This is a genomic window from Massilia sp. LMS1-1-1.1 (assembly GCF_040815535.1).
In the GTDB taxonomy this organism is placed as follows: Bacteria; Pseudomonadota; Gammaproteobacteria; order Burkholderiales; family Burkholderiaceae_D; genus Janthinobacterium; species Janthinobacterium aestuarii.
On sequence record NZ_JBFPNG010000023.1, the window covers coordinates 408,642 to 427,472 of the forward strand.

Sequence of the window (18,831 nt, forward strand, 5' to 3'; positions counted from 1 at the left end):
CCCATCACTTCTGCTGCTGCGGCAATTGCTGCTGCTGGTATTGCTGCAGCAGCGGCTGCGGCGGCGTGGCCGCGTTGGCCGGCGCGCCTGGCGGCGGCGTCGGTGCCGGCGGCACGGGACGTGTCACCATGCTGCCGCCCACGGGCTGGCCATCCTGCAGGGCAGGCAATACCGGCGTGCCCAGGTCTTTCAGCATCAGGTTGCCCGTGGCTGGCACGGCGGCCGTCTCGGCCGAACGCATGTAATCGTAGCGGTCGGCCGCCAGACTGCCGCTCTGCTCCTTGTTGCGCACGATGACGGGGCGCAGGAAGATCATCAGATTGGTTTTCTTGCGCTCGCGCGTCTGATACTTGAACAGGTTGCCGATCAGGGGGATGTCGCCCAGGCCGCGTACTTTTTCCGCATTGTCGCCCGTGCTGTCCTCGATCAGGCCGCCGAGCACGATGATCTGGCCATCGTCGGCCAGCACATTGTTTTCGATCACGCGGTTGTTGATGGTGATGCCGCTGACGGCGGCCGCCGTGGATTTGTCCACGCTCGACGTCTCGTGATAGATGCCCAGCTTGATCGTGCCGCCCTCGGAAATCTGCGGACGCACCTTCAGGGTCAGGCCCACTTCCTTGCGGTCGATGGTCTGGAACGGGTTCGTGTTGGTGCCGGCCGTGCTCGTGTACTGGCCCGTCAGGATAGGCACGTTCTGGCCCACCTTGATGGTCGCCAGTTCATTGTCCAGCGTGATCAGGTTCGGCGTCGACAGGATGTTGGCGTTGCCGTCCGATTCCAGCGCATGCGCCACGGCGCCCAGGCCCAGCGCGCCGTTGATCTGCTTGAAGATGCCGACCGTCAGGCCGCCCGTCGGCAAGACCTTGCCGCCGCCCGTGGCGATGGCGGCGATGTTGTTGCTGGTGCCGGAAGCGAACGATTGCAGCGCGCCCACGCGGTAGTTGCTGGTGCTGTCGCCGGAAAGGCCCAGCCACTGCACGCCGAATTCGGAGGCCTTGGCCGACGTCACTTCGACGATCAGCGCCTCGATGTAGACCTGGGCGCGGCGCACGTCGAGCTGGTCGATCACGGCGCGCAGGTTGCGGTAGACGGCTTCGTTGCAAGTCAGGATCAGGGTATTCGTCGATGCGTCGGCCTGGATGAAGCCGGCCGCGCCGCCCGACGACAGCTGCTGCGGCCCGTTGTTCAGCGACGCGCCGCCCGTGGTGCCGCTTTGCGTATTGCCGCCCAGGCCAGTGCTGTTCATGCCGCTGTTGTTCTGGTTGATCTGGTTATTCGTGGCGACGTTGCTGGTGCCCTGCTGCGCCGAAGCGGCCGTGCCGTCCGACGTCACCACCGAGCGCAGGGTCTGCGCCAGCTTGGTGGCGTCCGCATTTTTCAGGTACACCACGTGCACATTGCCCAGCTGCGTGGTGGGCTGGTCCAGCTTCGAGATCAGCGACTTGGCCAGGTTGGCGCGCGCCGCCGATGGTGCGCGCAGCACCAGCGAATTGGTGCGCGGATCGGCCAGCACGGACACCTTGCCCGCATCTGCCCCTGCGGCGCCGCCCGCATTGCCGCCTTCCATCAACTTGTTCACCATCGAAGCCAGGTCGGACGCGATCGCATAGCGTACGGGGATGACGTCCAGGTCCGTCGACGCGGGCACGTCGAGCGCGGCGATGATCTTCGCCAGGCGCTTGAGGTTATCCGCGTAATCGGTGATCACCAGCGAGTTGTTGCCCTGGTTGGCGTTGATCGTGTTGTTCGGCGAGATCAAGGGGCGCAGCACGGCCAGCAGGTTGGCCGACGATTCGTAGTTCAGGTAAAACACCTGGGTGGCGATCTGGTCGCCCTTCACCTGGCTGGCGCCATTGCCCACCTGGGTCGGCACGGATTGCAGCTTGGCGTCCGCTTCCGGCACCACTTTCGCATAGCCGTCGCCGGAGACCACGGCATAGCCTTGCAGGCGCAGCGCGGAGGCCAGCAGCCCGAAGGCCTGCGTCTTGCTGATCGATTTTTCCGACACCAGGGTGATCGTGCCCTTGACGCGCGGGTCGATGACGAAATTGATGTTGGTGTAATGACCCACCGCCTTGATCACCGATTCGATGTCGGCGCCGACGAAATTGAGCGCCGCTTCATCGCCGGGCGCGGCCCAGACGGGCGCCGGCATGCCGGCCACGGAACAGCACAGCAAGGCGGCGGCCGACAAGCGGCGCAGCGAGAAGGAGGAGGTAATGGGGCTCACGGATGGTTTTTTCATTGTCTGAACTCTAAGGCGATGATGTTTTTTTCGCTATTGCTACGGCGCTGTCCCAGCAAATTCAACAAACTCGCCAAGGTCTCTTCATATCCTGCTGCGGCCTGGGCCTGGCCGGAAAACTGCATGCGCCCCTGTTGCAGGCTGCCGCTGCCGTCAAGCAGCAGCGGTCCCTTGATGGAGCGCAGTGTCAACGTCGCCTGCTGCCCCTGCCAATCGAAATCGAGCTCGTAGCTGCCCAGCGGACGCAAGGACGACAGGCGCGACGCCATGTCCGTCATCTGCAGGGTGGTGCGGCCGATGGCGGAAAACTGCCGCTGCTCCAGGGCCAGCTGCAAGGTGCTCCACGACAGACGCATGCTGCCCGTCGGCGCCACGGTATTCAACGGCGCGCCCAGGCCGCCCAGGCCATCGGCCGGCAGCAGCAGGGCCGCCGGGCTGACTTGCCAGTGCGACCACGAGCCGCGCAGGTTCACCGGCTGCGACAGCGCCTGCGGGTTTTGCAGTTCCACGTCCGCCGATCCCCACAGCACCGAAGGCGAAATACGCCAGCTGAAGCGCCCCGGCAGCAGCGGCGTCACGGCGCCATTCGCGCTGGATGCCCCGCCGATAAAGGCCGAGCCGCGCCACAGGGTACCTTGCGCGTCGCCCAAGGTCAAACGTCCGCCCGTCTGTTTTTCCACGATACTGGCCACCCAGCCGGCAGGAAAAAACACCAGCAGGGTGACGCAGACGCTGACGATGATGGCCAGCAGCCAGCCAAGCAGGCGCATCATCGTGCCGCGCCCGGGCTCTGGTGCAGGGTCAGGCTGGCGTCGACCAAGCCCGCCTTGCCCTGCGCCGTGATCTTCGCTTCCTGCACCGCCACGCGGCCTTCGCGGCGCAAGCCATCGAGCCACAGCATGACGCTGGCGAACGGCACGCCGTTCAGCTGCACGCGCGCATACTCTCCCGTCAGCGACAGCGATTGCGGCGCCAGGCCGCGCGCTTTCAGCGACGCGTCGAGGCTTTCACGGGCCATGGGAGCCACCTGCACGGGTGCCTGGCGCGCCAGTTCGCCCGCTTCACGGGCCAGCGCCTGCAGCTGGGCCGCGTTCTGGCGCAGCTCGGGCAAGCTCTTTTGCAAGGCGATGCGGCCCGTCCAGGCCGGCTCGAAGAATACGGCGTAGACGAGGGCCAGCCCCGCCACGACGCCTCCGATGGTCAGGAGCTTGCGCTCCTGTGGCGTGCGTTCGGCCCAGAAGGCCTGCACGGCCTGCTGCCGGCCCATCAGCGCGGCGCGCGCCTTGTTGACTGCTGCACTCATGCTTTTGCTCCCGTGGCCGGCGTGATCTTCCACACGCCCGGCGCCGTTTCATTCAAGGTCAGCTTGCGCGCGGCCAGGCCATCGCGCACCTGCGCCTGGGCGCTGGCGTCGACCATGTCCGGTTTCAGCTTGACGATCAGGCTGCGCTCGCGGTATTCCAGCGAGGCCACCACGCCGCGTCCGGCCAGGCCGCCCAGCGCCTCGCCCAGAGCCGCGCTCATGCTCGTGAAATCATCCATGCTGGCTTGCCCGCTTTGCAGGCGGGCGGCGGCGATATTGCGCCGCATCTGTTCCGCTTCCAGGCCATACACGGGCGCTTCGTTCGGATACGCGGCCTTGAAGGTTTGCTGCATCGAGGTGCGCACGGTGGCGGCTTCGCGCTTCAGGCGCATCCATTCGATATTCATGCCGGCCAGGTTGACGATCACGGCCAGCAGCGCCAGGCGCAGCGGCCAGCGCCAGCGGCGCCACTCAGTGGCCGATCCCGTCGCCGTGCCCAAGGCGCCAGCCAGGTCCAGCCCCGCATTTTTGGCGCCGGCGATCCAGTGCGCCCAGTGATCCAGCTCCACCGTCACGCCATCCATGCCGGCGGCCAGCTGTTGATACTGCGCCAGATCGGCCTGCGCCACATAGACCGTCAGCGGTACGTCGCCGGCAAACGCGCGCGTCGTCAGCAGCGCCTGCTGCGGCTGGGCCGGCAATACGAGGCCCAGGCCCTCTTGCGGCGCCTGGCGCAAGGCCAGTTCCAGGCCGTCGCCGCTGGCCTGCAGGACGGCCGTCACGCTGCCCGGCTGCAAGGGCAGGCACAGCTGCAATGGCAGCAGCGCCACCTTGCGCGCCCCCTGCGCCAGCAAGGCTTTCACGAGGACCTCGGCCCAGGCGCGCTGCGCCACGGCCACCGTGCGCATGCCGGACGCGTCGGGCGCGCCGGCAGCCAGCAGGCAATCCTGGGCGTCGCCCAGAATATGTTCTTCCACCAGGCCTGGCAAGGCCGCGCGCAAGCGGGCGCCGGCCAGCGGCGGGGTTTTCAGGCGCAGCAGGGTCACGTCGGCCGCCGCCAGCAGCAGCACCACCCGCTGCGCACCGGCAATCAGCTGGCCCAGGCTGCCCAGCGGCGCGCTGCCCTGCTGCAACAGGGCGCCGCCGTCGCCGGCCAGCACGAAGGAGCAGGCAGGCGCGCTGTCGGTGGACGCCTTGGCCGGGTGACGGATATACAGTATTGTCAAAGTGACTCGCTTTCAGCTGTTAATTTTCCCGCAACCAGACCAGGCTGGTGGTGCGCTGCGGATTCGGCTCGCGCCACACCAGTGCCTGCGCATCGAGCGCGGCGCGGTCCAGGCGCACGCGGATCACGGTGAGGAAGTACTGACTTTTCACATCGATCTCCACGCCGTCGATCGGTTTCTTGCCGTTGATATTATTCTGGAAATTTGATCTATCGACAAACTTTTTACGCGGGTTGCTCAAGGTCAGGGCGCTGGCCTCGGAGACGGACATGTCGGTGATGGCCGACAGCACCTCGGCCGGGGCCGTATTCACGTTCACCGCGGTCGGTTTCGGCAGCACGATGATGAAGTCGCGCAGTTTCTCGATCATCTGCGGCGTATAGCCGGGCACGGCCAGCAAATCCTCGACCTGCGTGAACGCCACCGGTTCGCTGCTGCCGCCCGATGCGGGCGTGGCGGAGGGCGTCTTGCCGTCGGCGCCGCTGTCGGCAGTGCGCGGTTTCGGCCGCGCGCGCAGCACGGCATCGGCCGTCGCCTGCGCCAGGGAACTATCGAGCTGCAAGTTGGACAGCAGCCGCTGGTAGGCCTGCACGTTGGGCTGGCTGACAATCCCCGTGGCGGCGGCCAGGTTGGTGATATTGAAACGTGCCTGCGCATCGAGCGCGCGGCCCGACACGGTGGCGTCGAATTTTTCCGTGTCGACCTTTTCGCGGTCCACATAATCGTCAAGCCGCGCTTCCTCGATGGGCGTGGCCCAGACGCCGTCAAGCGCCGTCAGCGTGACATTATCCTGGCGCAGCCAGAAACGGGCAAAGTCGACCATGCCGCGCATGGCCCACTGCGTCTGCAGGCGCAAACGCTGGTTTTCCATCGAACGCACCTGCACCTGCTGCTGCCAGAACAGGCTGGCAACGACGGTAATCGCCAGCGCCGTCAGCAGCAAGGCCGTGATGACGGCCACGCCGCGCTGGCGCGAGGGACGTGTAAAAGTCCTCATCCCGGCCCCAATAAAAAGACTTTGGACAGGCCCGCGTCCTGGCCCGGCATCTGCAAGGTCACTTCCAGGCCCGGCACTTGCGTGGAGATGGCGGCGCCCGCCGTCAGCACGTTCCAGGCGCCATTGCTCCATCCGCGCATGACCATGCTGTCGACGCCGCGCATCAGGGTCACGTCGGCGCTCGAGGTATCGGTATCGTCGCGCGCCGCCTGCCACAGGGTGTCGAGCACGGCCAGGTCGCGCGTGCCGTTCGACTCGCGCCGCGTCAGCACGCCGCCGCGCAGGCGGTAAGTGACCACTTGCAACTGTTGCGGCTCCTGTTCCGAGGCGGCCAGGCGCACCAGGGTCAGGCGGTCGGTCTCGGCTGTCAGATTGGTACGGCCATTGAGCAGGCTGGTATTCTGGCCGGCGCCGGCCAGGTGGTCGCAATCGCTCTGCATCTGGGCAAACGCCAGCTGCATGCCGCGTGCCTGCTCAAGCTGGCTGGTCAGCACTTCACGCGAACGCATGATGCTGTCCAGGCCGCGCCAGCCCAGCACGGCGACCATGGCAAGGATGCCGATCGCCACGAGCAGCTCGATCAGGGTGAAACCGCCGGCAGGGACAGTGCGGCGCGCCATCAGTCGTTGAACGCCAATAACACCAGGCGCACGATGCGCCGGGCCGGATATTGCGCGTCATACACGTTCACGCGCACTTGCCGGATGCGGGGATTCGGCGTGGCCACCACTTCCTCTTCACAGATCAGTTTCAGATCGCCCTGCGGGCAGTCGACCGTGCGCTTGCCCGTCTGCGGGAAGGTTTTTGCCAGGCGCAGGCGCACCAGGTGGTTTTCCGCCGACCAGGTGGCCATCATGGCGCTGCGCAAGCCATCGCTGTTCTGCGTCAGGCTGCCGACGGCGCGCAAGGAGGCGCCCAGGGCCGTGCCGACGATGACGAGGGCGACCAGGACTTCGAGCAAAGTGAAGCCGCGCTGGTGGCGGCGCAATGAGAACCGCATCATTGCTCGACCGTGAAGTGGCCGATGCCGTCGGCGCGGATGGCCACGCTGCGCTCGCCGCTGGCCAGGGTCAGGACGAAAGGCTTGTCGACCGGTTCGCGGCCGAAGATGATGCGCAGCGGCTGGGCCACGCTGCTCGATGGCTGCACGCTGAGCAGCATGGGCGTGTTGGCAAACGCCCGCTCGCGCAGCAAATCGTCCTGCGTCACCGGTTGCCACAGCTTTTCATTGAGAACCAGGAAACGGTATTGATTTTCGTCCGCCTCGAACGCCACCTGCCGGCTGCGCACGATGGCTTCATCACGCGCCAGCTGCAGCAGCAGGGCGATGCGCTCGGCTTCCTTTTGCAGCGCTTGCTGGCCATTCGGCATGGCGTTCAGCGAGACCAGGCCCAGGGTGACGCCGATGATGACCATCACCACCAGCAGCTCGATCAGCGTGAAGCCGCTGGCGCGTGGCCGGGGCAGTGCGCGACCGGTGCTCATGGCTGGCATGCAATGGAAAACTTACAGTTCCCAGGAACCGATATCGGCGTCGTCGCCGCTACCGCCGGGCTGGCCGTCGGCGCCCAGCGAGATCAGGTCGACTTCGCCTTTCACGCCTGGCGACAGGAACTGGTACGGGTTACCCCATGGATCCTTCGGCATCTTTTCCAGGTAGCCGCCCGCTTTCCAGCCATTCGCGGCCGGTCCCGTGGTCGGTTTTTCGATCAGCGCCTGCAAGCCCTGCTCGGTGGTCGGGTAGCGCTGGTTATCGAGGCGATACAGTTTCAACGCTTGCATCACGGTGGCGATGTCGACTTTCGCCGCCGCCACTTTCGACTCGCCCGTGCGGGCGATCAGCTTGGGCACCACCAGCGACGCGAGGATGCCCATGATCACCACCACGACCATGATTTCGATCAAAGTGAAGCCGCGCGCGCGGCGCTGGCGTATCGGATGGTTTGCTGCGTTTTGCATAAGAAAGAGAGAAGAAGGTGAGTAATGAGAGCAGAGTATAAAGCGGAAATATGACAAAGCCTGTCATATAGGGAAAAATTTCTGCGGGGGCTGTCAGGCCGGCAAGACCACTTTGCCGCAAACGGCGCAGCCGGGGTCGCGTGCGACGCGCATGCTGCTCCATTCCATGTGCAAACCGTCGAGCAGCAGCAGCCGTCCGGCCAGCGATTCGCCCGCACCCATGATCAGTTTCAGCGCTTCAGCCGCCTGCATGGCGCCCACGACGCCGACCAGCGGCGCGAACACGCCCATGGTCGAGCACGCCTCGTCCGTGAACTGCTGCTCCTGCGGAAACAGGCAGGAATAGCAAGGCTGGGTGCCCGTGCGCGGGTCGAACACGCTCACTTGCCCGTCGAAACGGATCACGGCGCCCGACACCAGCGGCACCCTGGCCGCCACGCAGGCGCGGTTGACGGCGTGGCGCGTGGCGAAGTTGTCGGTGCAGTCGAGCACCACCGTGGAGGACAAGACCAGTTCGGCCAGGCGCGCGCCGTCGAGGCGCTCCTGCAAGGCCACTATTTCAATCTCGGGATTAATGCCAGTCAAGGTTTCACGCGCCGACAGCACTTTCGGCTGGCCCACGCGGGCCGTCGTGTGGGCGATCTGGCGCTGCAGATTGGTCAGGTCGACCGTGTCGTCATCGACGAGGGTCAGCTTGCCGACGCCGCTGGCGGCCAAGTACATGGCCGCAGGCGAGCCGAGCCCGCCCGCGCCGATCACCAGCACATGCGCATCGAGCAAGGCTTGCTGGCCTTCGATGCCGATCTGATCAAGCAGGATGTGGCGCGAGTAGCGCAGCAGTTGGTTGTCGTTCATGGTTTTACGTCTACTGCAAACCCAGATCACACCCCGGGGTCGGACCCGCTGGGGGGATGCGCCCCAATGGGGCACATCCCGATCGCGAAGCGACTGACCCCGGCACTTGCATTGGGTTAAGCATCACGGCTTCCGCACCGGAATCTTCTTGTCATCGGCCTTGATGTCGGAAGCGATTTCCGGCTTGGCGCCGATCTTTTCAACCTTGGCGTCCACCTTGGCCAGCTGCACCGGCAAGCCCTGGAAATGGTTCAAGGCTTGTTGCAGCTGGAAATCGTCCTTGGCGCCGTATTCGAGCGGCTTGCGCTTTTTCGCCGTGGCGATCAGGCGCTGCTCTTCTTCCAATTGATCCTGCATGCCTTCCATCGTCGGCTTGGCCGCTTCCGGCTTGCCGTCGTTGCTGCTCAAGTGTTTTTCCAGGTCCGCCTCGCGCACGCGCAGGCTGTTCCAGCCGTCGCCTTCGGCCGTTTCATCGACCAGCAAGTCGGGCACGATGCCGCGCGCCTGGATGGCCCGGCCTTTCGGCGTGTAGTAGCGGGCCGTCGTCAGCTTGACGGCCGTGTCGGCCGTGATCTGGCGCAAGGTTTGCACGGAACCCTTGCCGAAGGTCTGCGTGCCGATGACGGTGGCGCGCTGGTAATCCTGCAGGGCGCCGGCGACGATTTCCGAGGCGGACGCGGAACCGGTATTGACCAGCACCACCAGCGGCACGGTTTTCAGCGCGGCCGGCAGCTTGGCCAGCGGATCGGCCTTGGCGCCCGGCGGCGCATAGAATTCGCGGCGGCCGTAAAACACCTGTTTCGACTCGGGCAACTGGCCCTTGGTCGAAACGATCACGGAGTTGCCGGGCAAAAATGCCGTGGCCACGCCGATGGCGCCCGGCACGACGCCACCGGGATCGTTGCGCAAGTCCAGCACCAGGCCCTTGAGCTTGGGGTCTTGCGCATACAGCGCGTTGATCTTTTTGACCATGTCATCGACGGTCGGTTCCTGGAACTGGGCGATACGCAGCCAGGCGTAGCCGGGCGCGACCATCTTGGCCTTCACGCTTTGCACGCGGATTTCCTCGCGCACGATGGGGAAGACCAGCGGCTTGCTTTCGCCCTTGCGCGACATCGTCAGCACCAGCTTGCTGCCGGGCTGGCCGCGCATCTTCTTGATGACCTCTTCCAGCTGCAAGCCCTTCAGCGGAATGTTGTCGAGACGGGTGATCAGGTCGCCCGCCTGGATGCCGGCCTTGGCGGCCGGGCTGTCCTCGATGGGCGAGACGACTTTCACGTAGCCGTCTTCCATGCTCACTTCGATGCCGATGCCGACAAACTTGCCCTGCACGCTTTCGCGCATTTCCTTGAAGGCATTTTTATCGAGGTAGACGGAGTGCGGATCCAGGGACGAGACCATGCCGGAAATGGCTTCCGTTAAAAGTTTCTTGTCTTCCACCTTCTCGACGTAATCGGACTTGATCAGGCCGAAGACGTCGGACAACTGGCGCAGCTCGTCGAGCGGCAGCGGGGCATTCGTAATTTTTTGCGCCACGGCCGGGAACTGCAGCGACATGCCGATGCCGGCCAGTACGCCCAGACCGATCAGGCCGATACTTTTGACTTTGATACCCATGTATTCTTCGCAATCTACAAATTCGCTGCCGCAGCAATGGTGGGAACTTAAAACTTCACCCAGGTGGCGGGATCGAAGGCGCGGCCCTGATGACGCAATTCAAAGTATAGCCCTGATTCCTCGTTGCCGCCGCTGTTGCCCGCGCTGGCAATGGCGTCACCGCCCTTGACGGCGTCGCCCACCCGTTTCAGCAAGGATTGGTTATTGCCATAAATACTCATGTACTGGCCGCCGTGGTCGACGATGATCAAATTGCCGAAACCGCGCAGCCAGTCGGAAAACACGACGCGGCCGCCGGCGATGGCGTGGACTTCGCTGCCTTCGCCCGTACGGATGAACACGCCCTTCCAGCTGGGGCCGTCACCACGCTTGCTGCCGAAGCGGGCGGCGATCTTGCCCGCCACGGGCGCGCGCAACTGTCCTTTCAGGCTGGCAAAGGCGCCGGCTGGAGCGGCCGGGCCCAGGCTCGGGCGTTCCGGCTCCGGTTCCGGCTTCGGTTCGGGCTTCGGTGTCACCTTCGCCACTTGCGGCGGCTCGTCGTCGTCGATCGGTTCCAGTTTCACGGGCGGCGGAGGCGGCGTCTGCGGCTTGATCTTGCCCGATTTGTTTTGTTGCTCTTTGGCAATGCGTTCGCGTTCGGCCTGCGCCTGGGCAGCCTTGGCGCGCGCGGCCAGCAGGCGTTCGCGTTTTTCCGCCGCGATCTTCGCGTCGGCGGCCGCCTTGGCGGCAGCGCGCTGCTCGGCCAGCAATTGCTGGCGTTTCTTTTCAGCCGCGGCGGCCGCGGCCTGCTCTTCGATCAGCTTTGCCAGCTTGTCGACCAGGTTGCCCATGCGCTGTTCATCGCGCTCGACATTGCCCACTTCCTTGCGCTGCGCCACCAGGCGCTGGGACAGGGTCGTCAGCAAGGCCGCGCGGCGCGCCTTCTCCTGCACCAGCAAGGCTTTCTGGTCGCGCTCTTCCTGCGCGATTTCTTCCAGTTCATCCTTGGCGTTCTGCACGTCCGCCTGGTTTTTCTCCACGGCCAGCAAGTTGGCGCGCAAGGCTTCCAGCAGGCGCGCCTGTGCCTGCGAGACATACGCCATCAATTGCAAGTCGCGGTTGATACGGTTGGGGTTGTCGCCCGACAAGAGCAGCTTGATGCGGTCTTCGTTGCCGGCGACATATTGTTCACGCAGCAACTTTGACAGCTGCGTCTTTTGTTTCTCGACGGTGGCCGTCAATTGCTGGTGCTCTTGCCCCAGCGCATTGAGTTTCACGCCCGTCTCGCTTTGTTCCTGCGCCAGGTCGCGCAAGGCGCGGTTGGCGTTGGAAATGGCTTCTTCCGACTCGGCCAGGGTATCGGCCGCGTCATCTTTGGCGCTTTCCGTGCGGCTGATGTCGCGCTTGAGCGCCGTCAGCTTTTGTTGCAATCCAGCACGTTGTGCTTCCGCGGCCGCCTTCTGCTTGCTGCGTTCGGTGGGCTTGGCGCCCTGCGCGGCGCCGCTGGAAAGCAGCAGCGCCAGGCACAGCATGGCACCGGCGCGCCACGCCGGCAGGGGTCGTTCAGCAGAGGGGGCGATGGCTGTGCCGCGGAAGAAAGACGACAAGTTACTTGGCCTTCCCTTGGTTCGCCACGGCTGCTTGCGCTGCCGCAATCGCTGCCGGGTCGCCCAGGTAGTAGTGACGGATCGGTTTCAGGTCGGCATCCAGTTCATACACGAGCGGCTGGCCGTTCGGGATGTTCAGGCCGACGATGTCGCTGTCACTGATACCGTCGAGCATCTTGATCAGCGCGCGCAGGCTGTTGCCGTGGGCCGAAATGATGATCTTTTTGCCAGCGCGGATGGCCGGGGCAATTTCGTCATCCCAGGCCGGCATCACGCGCGCCACGGTGTCTTTCAGGCATTCGGTCAGCGGAATCGACGCTTTCGGCAAGCCGGCGTAGCGCGGATCGTTGAACGAGGCGCGGTCGTCGTCTTCCGCCAGCGGCGGCGGCGGCGTGTCGTAGCTGCGGCGCCACACGAGGACTTGCTCGTCGCCATACTTGGCGGCCGTCTCGCCCTTGTCCAGGCCTTGCAGGGCGCCATAGTGGCGCTCGTTCAAGCGCCAGTCGTTCTTGATCGGCAGATACATCATGTCCATCTCGTCGAGCGCCAGCCACAGGGTGCGGATGGCGCGCTTCAGGACGGAAGTGTAGGCCACGTCGAACGTAAAACCTTCCTGCTTGAGGATCTGGCCGGCGGCCTTGGCTTCGTTGACGCCCTTTTCCGTCAGATCGACGTCGGTCCAGCCGGTGAAGCGGTTATCGAGGTTCCAGGTGGACTCGCCGTGACGCATGAAAACGATTTTGTACATAGTTCTATCTTCTCAAGGGGTTCAAATCAAAAAAGCAAAACGTAAAAAGACCTCGTCCAGCTTCTATTTTATAATGCGCGGATTGACTTAAACCATTGGACCCTACGTGAAATTCATTATCGACCACATTTTTCTGTTTGCCATCGTCATTATTTCCGGCGGCGCCCTCCTCTGGCCACTGCTGTCGATGCGTGGCAAGCGCGCGACCGTGCTGGAAGTCACGCAACTGATCAACCGTGGCAAGAGTGTCATCGTCGACGTGCGCAGCGCGGAAGAATTCGCCACGGGCCACTTGCCTGACGCAAAAAATATTCCGCTGCCGGAACTGTCAAAACGCCTGGGCGAGCTGGAAAAATTCAAAACGCGCCCCATTGTAGTGGTTTGCCAGAAAGGTTCGCGTTCGGCAACCGCCGTCGGCCTGCTGGGCAAAGCTGGTTTCGCTGAGGCAACGAGTCTGGAAGGCGGCCTCGACGAATGGAAAAAGCAAGGTTTGCCATTGAAAACCTTGTCGCTGGCGAAGTAAGCCGGCACTTAACTGGAAGGAATCATCATGACTGTCCCCGTAATTGTGTATAGCACCGCCGTGTGTCCGTATTGCGTGCGCGCCGAGCGCCTGCTGGAATCGAAGGGCGTCGCCGTGCAAAAGATCCGCGTCGACCTCGACCCGGAAGAGCGCATCAAGATGATGGAACGCACGGGCCGCCGCACGGTGCCGCAAATCTATGTGGGCGACACCCACGTGGGCGGATTCGACGATTTGTATGCGCTCGATCAAGCTGGCAAGCTGGACCCCTTGTTAAATGGCACGGCAGCCTGATATAAAGCTGGTTCGAGAAATTGCTTGGTTTTTTGTCGTATTGTTTTGATACAATTGCCCTCGCACCTGATCTGGCCGCGCCTATCCGGCGCGGTTTACATACCGCAAGCACCATATTTGAACGGTGTGCCGTTCTTGTCCTTTACAACGAAAGCGTTCCATGTCTGACGAAAACCTGCAACCAGTCTTCCAAATCCAACGCGTCTACCTGAAAGACATGTCGCTGGAACAACCAAATTCCCCAGCTATTTTCCTGGAACAAGAAGCACCAGCGATCGAAGTCGCTCTGGACGTGGGCGCTGCGCCTCTGGCCGACGGCATCTTCGAAGCCACCGTGACCATCACCGTCACCGCCAAAGTCGGCGATAAAGTCGCTTTCCTGGTTGAAGGCAAGCAAGCCGGTATCTTCGAAGCACGCAACATTCCTGCCGATCAACTCGATCCGCTGCTGGGAATCGGCTGCCCGAACATCATCTACCCTTACCTGCGCGCCAATATCGCCGACGTGATCACCCGTGCCGGCTTCCCGCCAGTGCACCTGGCCGAGATCAACTTCGAAGTGTTCTACCAACAACGTCTGCAAGCTATTGCTGACGCCGCTGCAGCAGCGCCCGCAGCCAGCGAAACGCACTAAGAACATCTCACCAAACCTGCTGCGCGGCGCGCCTTGCGGCCTGTGATGCTCGCTGTGCTCTAGCACAGCTGCGCTTCTCGGCCACAATGCACTGCCGCTCGCGACGGTTTTGTGAGTGTTCTATACTGCAGGTAAGAAACGGCGGCCTGGCCGCCGTGTTTCGTTAAGGTTCAAAAATATCATGTTGAAAAGTGCGCTCTTGAGCAAGTTCCGCTGGATGGCCGGCGCCGTGCTGCTGCTGGCGACCGCCGCCAGCCACGCCGTCGATTTCAAGACGGTGGGAGCAGCCCCCGTGATCCTGTATGACGCGCCGTCCGCCAAGGGCGGCAAGCTGTACGTGGCGCCACGCGGCATGCCGCTGGAAGTCGTGCTCAGCTACGGCGAATGGGTCAAGGTACGCGACGCCAGCGGCGAAATGGCCTGGACGGAAGCCAAGGGCCTGTCGGCCAAGCGCAACGTCGTGGCGCGCGCCGCAAACCTCAAGGTTCGCGCCAGCCCCGACGATACCGCCTCTGCCATCCTCCTCGTCGACAAGGGCGTGCTGCTGGAAATGAGCGAGCAAGCGAGCTCCGGCTGGGTCAAGGTGCGCCACAAGGATGGCCTGAGCGGCTACGTCAAGACCAGCGAAGTGTGGGGCTTGTAAGCACCGTGCCCGTTTCCCCTGCCCCGTTGAGGTTGCATGCAAGTTTCTCCTGAAGTCACTCCCGATAGTATTCCCGCCGCCCGCAAGATCACCCTCCTGGGCGCCGGCGCCTGGGGCACGGCCGTGGCCATGGCCCTGGCCGGCCGCCACGACGTGCTGCTGTGGGGCCGCAACGGCGACGCCATGGCCGCCATGGCCGCCAGCGGCGAAAACAGTTATTTGCCCGGTTTCCCATTGCCGCCGCAATTGCGCATCAGCGCCGATTTCGACGCCGCCGTCGCGCATGCCAGTGGCGAACACGGCCTCTTGATCGCCGCCTGCCCCGTGGCGGGCTTGCGGCCCATGCTGCATCAGCTGAAAGACAAGGCCATCGGCAACCTCGTGTGGCTGTGCAAAGGGTTCGAAGGCGGCACGGGCTTGCTGCCGCACCAGATCGTGCAGGAAGTGCTGGGCGACACTATCCCCGGCGGCGCCCTGTCCGGCCCCTCGTTCGCGCAGGAAGTGGCACGCGGCTTGCCGTGCGCGCTGACCATCGCTTCGCACAGCGCGGCCTTGCGTGGCGCCGTCGTCTCGGCCTTGCATGGCGGCACCATCCGCGTGTATGCAAGCGACGACCTGGTAGGCGTGGAAGTGGGCGGCGCCGTCAAGAACGTGCTGGCCATTGCCACCGGCGTGGCCGACGGCCTGGGCCTGGGCTTGAATGCGCGCGCCGCGCTGATCACGCGTGGCCTGGCGGAAATCACGCGCCTGGGCACGGCCCTCGGTGGCCAGACGGAAACGTTCATGGGCTTGACCGGCATGGGCGACTTGATTTTGACATGCACGGGCGACCTGTCGCGCAACCGCCGGGTCGGCCTGGGCCTGGCGCAAGGCAAGGCGCTGGAGACCATCGTGGCCGAACTCGGTCACGTGGCCGAAGGCGTACCGTGCGCCAAGGCCGTGCGCGAACTGGCGCGCCGCATGGGCGTCGACATGCCGATCACCAACGCGGTGGCCGGCGTGCTGTTCGATGGGGATTTGCCGCACGTGATGGTGCAGCAGTTGCTGTCGCGCGACCCGCGCGCCGAGGCGGCCTAAGGCGAAACCTAGCGCCCCGCCTTGGCCATCAAGATCGTCAGCAGTAGTAAGCTGTCTTCGCGCGCTTCCAGGGCGTGCGCCTGGCCGCCGAGCAGGTACAGCATCTGCCCCGGCCCCAGCACTTGCACGCCGCCATGCGCTTCCACCGCCACCTGCCCTTGCAGGCACAGCAAGGTGATTTCGCCGAGCACATGATGCTCGGGCATGGTCTTGCCTTTGGGCATGCACATGCGGATCAATTCCAGCTCATCCGTCTTGGCCAGCGCAATGGCGGAAAACTGCGACAGGTCGTCGCCGTCCCTGCGCAGCACGTCGATCACCTGTCCTGAACTTGCGTGCTCCAATGCCATCATGTGCTCCTTCAGCAATTACTCGGTGACTTCCTCCGGCTCTTTCGCGCCGCGCATCCACTCGACCAGCGGCCACGCATCCTTCAAGCCTTCCGCCAGAGTCGGCAGCAGTTTCTCGGGGGCGTTGACGGGCAGCGGCACTTCGGTCCAGACGAAAAAGCTCTTCAGCTTGATGAATTCGATATGCTCGGCGTCCGCGTCAAACCCCTTCGGCGGGCGCTGCAGCTTGCCCTCGTTCTGGATGGTGCCGAAGCGGGCCTTCAAGCGCTTATTTTTCAGCACTTTGGAAAAGCCTGGCGCATCGTTGACCATGTGCTCGCGCAGCGCCTTCAGGCGGCCCGGTGGCGGCATGTACTCGCCGGCGCCGAACAGCAGGTTGCCCTGGCCGTCGATCTGCAGATAATACGTGGGACCGCCTGCCTTGCTGGGGCGGCGCATGTCGTTCGGCGCGATGGCGGCCGAAAAACGCGTTTTATACGGGCTTTTATCATGGGCAAAGCGCACGTCGCGGTTGATGCGGAACATGGCCTTCTTCGGATTGCAGTATTTCACGGCCGGGTCGAACTTGCCCAGCTCGCCGATCAGGCTGGTGACCAGCGCCAGGAATTCCTCGCGCAGAATGTCGTAGCGGGGCTTGTTCATCACAAACCAGGGGCGGTTGTTGTTGTCGCTCAGTTCACGTAAAAATTGGGTCAAATCACGCACATGCATGTGTCAAATTCCGATCAGCAACTATTTGGAAAGCTCTTTCGGGATGGGGCGCTTGCCCACCATCACGTCGAGTGCCGCTTCGCGATTCTTGCGCAGCACCGTCATTTTAGCTTTTTCGCCGGGCGGCAGTTGGGCGATCAGGTTCAGCATTTCCGTCGTGTCGCCGACGGGCTTGCCTTGCACCGTCAGCAGGATGTCGCCGGGCACGATGCCCGCCTTGTCGGCCGGGCCGTTGCGCACCACGCCGGCGATGATGGCGCCGCTGGTGCGCTGCAAGTTGAAGCTTTGCGCCAGTTCGGGCGTGATGTCCTGCGTTTCCACGCCGATCCATCCGCGCACCACGTGGCCATCCTTGATGATGGCTTCCATCACCGTCTTGGCCGTCGACACGGGAATGGCGAAGCCGATGCCGACCGAGCCGCCGCTTTGCGAGTAAATCGCCGTATTGATGCCGATCAGATTGCCGCGCGTGTCGACCAGGGCGCCGCCCGAGTTGCCGAAATTAATCGCCGCATCCGTCTGGATGAAGTTTTCAAAGCTGTTGATGTGCAGGTTGTTGCGGCCCAAGGCGGAGATGATGCCCATGGTCACCGTCTGGCCCACGCCGAACGGATTGCCGATGGCCAGCACCACGTCGCCCACGCGCGCCAGTTCCGACTGGCCCAGCACGATGACGGGCAGCTTGTCGAGGTCGATCTTGATGACGGCCAGGTCCGTTTCCGGGTCCAGGCCCACCACCTTGGCCGGCGCCTTGCGGCCATCGGTGAGCACCACTTCGATTTCATCGGCGCCTTCGACCACGTGGTTGTTGGTCAGCACATAGCCTTCATGGCTGACGATGACGCCGGAGCCGAGGCTGTTTTTCAAGTCGTCGTCATCCCCGTCGTCCGGGTCGCGGTCGCCGAAGAAACGTTTGAAGAAGGGATCGCGCGCCAGCGGATGGGCGCCGCGCTTGGGAACTTGCAGGGTGAGGATGTTGACGACGGCGGGCATGGCGCGCGCCGCCGCGTCGCGGTAGGAGCCGGGCGCCAGGCTGCTGGACGCCGTTTCCACCACGGGCACCGGTTTCGCGGGAGAACCCAGCTGCTGTACCCGGCTGGCCGGGCGCAGCGCGCCGTACACAAAGTACAGCGCCAACGCGATCGTCACGGTTTGCGCAAACAATAACCAGAATCGTCGCATACAGTTCTCTGCCCAAGTCAGCCGGCCCGTGCCGGAACGACTTATTTTGCCAGATCGTTGCTATTCTGTCCGTTCTTCTGCAGCGAGTCGCGGATTTCACGCAGCAGCACGATGTCTTCCGGCGTGGCTGGTGCCGCTGCCGGCGCGACCGGTTCGCTGCGGCGGGCCTTGTTCATCAGGCGTACCATCTGGAAGATGATGAAGGCGAGAATGACGAAATTGAGAAGAATGGTCAGGAAGTTACCGTAGGCCAGCACGGCGCCCGCCTTTTTCGCTTCCACCAGGGTCAGGGTGGTGGCCTGGCCATTCAGGGGCAGGTAGTAGTTGGCGAAATCGAGGCCGCCGAAAATGCGGCCGATGGGTGGCATGATCACGTCTTGCACCAGCGAATCGACAATCTTGCCGAAGGCACCACCGATAATGACACCGACCGCCAGATCGACGACGTTACCCTTCATTGCAAATTCTTTAAATTCTTGCATCATTGCCATGAATTTCTCCTTCGGATAGATATAAAAACATGCCGATCATACTATTGATTCCTGGGGACACCAACTTGTGGTTGCCGGCAGGACCAATTCCGGCACAGCCATGCGCATCTAGTTCGAAAGAACTAGCCACCTCCTGCAAAAGTATATAAATTATGGTACAAGCAACGTTTTTGTTTTATTCGTTGTTTGCTTCACTTATAATTTGCGGTTGCCAGAAGTGGCTTTTTCACTTCCGGATAATCAACAAGAAACTGGCACGGGCTGCGCCATTGGCCGAAGTTCCGCAGGGATGTTGCCACGTTACCGTACAAAGATGCGGATCGCGGCAATCAGTGGGATAGAGCTTCGGCGACGGGTTTTTCGCGGCTGCCACTCATAATAAAGATT

At 63.3% G+C, this 18,831-nt stretch carries 22 protein-coding genes; 5 read left to right on the plus strand and 17 right to left on the minus strand.

The window, feature by feature from the left end; translation table 11 throughout:
- Positions 1–4: 4 nt before the first annotated feature.
- From gspD to gpmA, 13 genes are all read right to left on the minus strand, one after another.
- Positions 5–2,248, minus strand: a complete 2,244-nt coding sequence (gene gspD, locus MRBLMS1_RS16845; RefSeq protein WP_485880534.1) for a type II secretion system secretin GspD — start codon at positions 2,246–2,248, stop codon at positions 5–7.
- Positions 2,245–3,021, minus strand: a complete 777-nt coding sequence (locus MRBLMS1_RS16850) for a type II secretion system protein N (protein ID WP_230518138.1) — start codon at positions 3,019–3,021, stop codon at positions 2,245–2,247. Before MRBLMS1_RS16850 ends, gspD begins: the two co-directional genes overlap by 4 nt.
- Positions 3,018–3,551, minus strand: coding sequence for a type II secretion system protein GspM (gene gspM / locus MRBLMS1_RS16855; RefSeq protein ID WP_485880537.1), 534 nt, complete (start codon positions 3,549–3,551; stop codon positions 3,018–3,020). Before gspM ends, MRBLMS1_RS16850 begins: the two co-directional genes overlap by 4 nt.
- Positions 3,548–4,777: a type II secretion system protein GspL gene (gene gspL / locus MRBLMS1_RS16860; protein ID WP_485880539.1), complete on the minus strand. Its 1,230-nt coding sequence runs from the start codon at positions 4,775–4,777 to the stop codon at positions 3,548–3,550. Before gspL ends, gspM begins: the two co-directional genes overlap by 4 nt.
- Positions 4,778–4,796: 19 nt before the next feature.
- Positions 4,797–5,774: a type II secretion system minor pseudopilin GspK gene (gene gspK, locus MRBLMS1_RS16865; protein ID WP_485880541.1), complete on the minus strand. Its 978-nt coding sequence runs from the start codon at positions 5,772–5,774 to the stop codon at positions 4,797–4,799.
- Entirely contained in the window at positions 5,771–6,394 is a 624-nt protein-coding gene (locus MRBLMS1_RS16870) for a PulJ/GspJ family protein (protein WP_139091407.1), read from the minus strand. The genes gspK and MRBLMS1_RS16870 overlap by 4 nt, the downstream gene beginning before the upstream one ends.
- Complete coding sequence (gene gspI, locus MRBLMS1_RS16875) at positions 6,394–6,777, minus strand: type II secretion system minor pseudopilin GspI (protein ID WP_223278962.1); 384 nt, start codon at positions 6,775–6,777, stop codon at positions 6,394–6,396. The genes MRBLMS1_RS16870 and gspI overlap by 1 nt, the downstream gene beginning before the upstream one ends.
- Positions 6,774–7,268 (minus strand): GspH/FimT family pseudopilin, encoded by a 495-nt coding sequence (locus tag MRBLMS1_RS16880; RefSeq protein ID WP_139091406.1) that lies wholly within the window; start codon positions 7,266–7,268, stop codon positions 6,774–6,776. Before MRBLMS1_RS16880 ends, gspI begins: the two co-directional genes overlap by 4 nt.
- 12 nt (positions 7,269–7,280) lie before the next feature.
- Positions 7,281–7,733: a type II secretion system major pseudopilin GspG gene (gene gspG / locus MRBLMS1_RS16885; protein ID WP_058051125.1), complete on the minus strand. Its 453-nt coding sequence runs from the start codon at positions 7,731–7,733 to the stop codon at positions 7,281–7,283.
- A gap of 93 nt (positions 7,734–7,826) precedes the next feature.
- Positions 7,827–8,588: a HesA/MoeB/ThiF family protein gene (locus MRBLMS1_RS16890; RefSeq protein WP_070304513.1), complete on the minus strand. Its 762-nt coding sequence runs from the start codon at positions 8,586–8,588 to the stop codon at positions 7,827–7,829.
- Positions 8,589–8,711: 123 nt separating this feature from the next.
- Positions 8,712–10,205, minus strand: coding sequence for a S41 family peptidase (locus tag MRBLMS1_RS16895; RefSeq protein WP_485880546.1), 1,494 nt, complete (start codon positions 10,203–10,205; stop codon positions 8,712–8,714).
- Positions 10,206–10,252: 47 nt separating this feature from the next.
- Positions 10,253–11,716 (minus strand): murein hydrolase activator EnvC family protein, encoded by a 1,464-nt coding sequence (locus MRBLMS1_RS16900; RefSeq protein WP_128141379.1) that lies wholly within the window; start codon positions 11,714–11,716, stop codon positions 10,253–10,255.
- A 76-nt stretch (positions 11,717–11,792) separates the two neighbouring features.
- Positions 11,793–12,539 (minus strand): 2,3-diphosphoglycerate-dependent phosphoglycerate mutase, encoded by a 747-nt coding sequence (gpmA, locus tag MRBLMS1_RS16905; RefSeq protein ID WP_070280024.1) that lies wholly within the window; start codon positions 12,537–12,539, stop codon positions 11,793–11,795.
- Between the two features lie 106 nt (positions 12,540–12,645).
- On the opposite strand from gpmA, the gene MRBLMS1_RS16910 reads away from it, so the two are divergent.
- From MRBLMS1_RS16910 to MRBLMS1_RS16930, 5 genes are all read left to right on the plus strand, one after another.
- Positions 12,646–13,062, plus strand: a complete 417-nt coding sequence (locus MRBLMS1_RS16910; RefSeq protein WP_128141002.1) for a rhodanese-like domain-containing protein — start codon at positions 12,646–12,648, stop codon at positions 13,060–13,062.
- 27 nt (positions 13,063–13,089) lie between these two features.
- Complete coding sequence (gene grxC / locus MRBLMS1_RS16915; protein WP_034753025.1) at positions 13,090–13,356, plus strand: glutaredoxin 3; 267 nt, start codon at positions 13,090–13,092, stop codon at positions 13,354–13,356.
- A 160-nt stretch (positions 13,357–13,516) separates the two neighbouring features.
- Positions 13,517–13,990 carry a protein-export chaperone SecB gene (gene secB, locus MRBLMS1_RS16920; protein ID WP_010394167.1) on the plus strand — a complete coding sequence of 158 codons (474 nt, stop codon included), beginning with the start codon at positions 13,517–13,519 and terminating at the stop codon, positions 13,988–13,990.
- Positions 13,991–14,171: 181 nt separating this feature from the next.
- Positions 14,172–14,633, plus strand: coding sequence for an SH3 domain-containing protein (locus MRBLMS1_RS16925; RefSeq protein WP_128141000.1), 462 nt, complete (start codon positions 14,172–14,174; stop codon positions 14,631–14,633).
- 36 nt (positions 14,634–14,669) lie between these two features.
- Entirely contained in the window at positions 14,670–15,710 is a 1,041-nt protein-coding gene (locus tag MRBLMS1_RS16930) for an NAD(P)H-dependent glycerol-3-phosphate dehydrogenase (protein ID WP_485880550.1), read from the plus strand.
- Positions 15,711–15,718: 8 nt separating this feature from the next.
- On the opposite strand, the gene MRBLMS1_RS16935 is transcribed toward MRBLMS1_RS16930, so the two are convergent.
- The 4 genes from MRBLMS1_RS16935 to mscL are packed head-to-tail and all read right to left on the minus strand — an operon-like array spanning position 15,719 to position 18,444.
- Positions 15,719–16,063 carry a cupin domain-containing protein gene (locus MRBLMS1_RS16935; RefSeq protein WP_223278961.1) on the minus strand — a complete coding sequence of 115 codons (345 nt, stop codon included), beginning with the start codon at positions 16,061–16,063 and terminating at the stop codon, positions 15,719–15,721.
- Between the two features lie 15 nt (positions 16,064–16,078).
- On the minus strand, positions 16,079–16,771 hold the full coding sequence (locus MRBLMS1_RS16940; protein WP_034753016.1) for a DUF2461 domain-containing protein: 693 nt from the start codon (positions 16,769–16,771) through the stop codon (positions 16,079–16,081).
- A gap of 21 nt (positions 16,772–16,792) precedes the next feature.
- Positions 16,793–17,953, minus strand: a complete 1,161-nt coding sequence (locus MRBLMS1_RS16945; RefSeq protein ID WP_072455825.1) for a Do family serine endopeptidase — start codon at positions 17,951–17,953, stop codon at positions 16,793–16,795.
- Between the two features lie 41 nt (positions 17,954–17,994).
- Entirely contained in the window at positions 17,995–18,444 is a 450-nt protein-coding gene (mscL, locus tag MRBLMS1_RS16950; RefSeq protein ID WP_034753010.1) for a large conductance mechanosensitive channel protein MscL, read from the minus strand.
- Between the last annotated feature and the right edge of the window lie 387 nt (positions 18,445–18,831).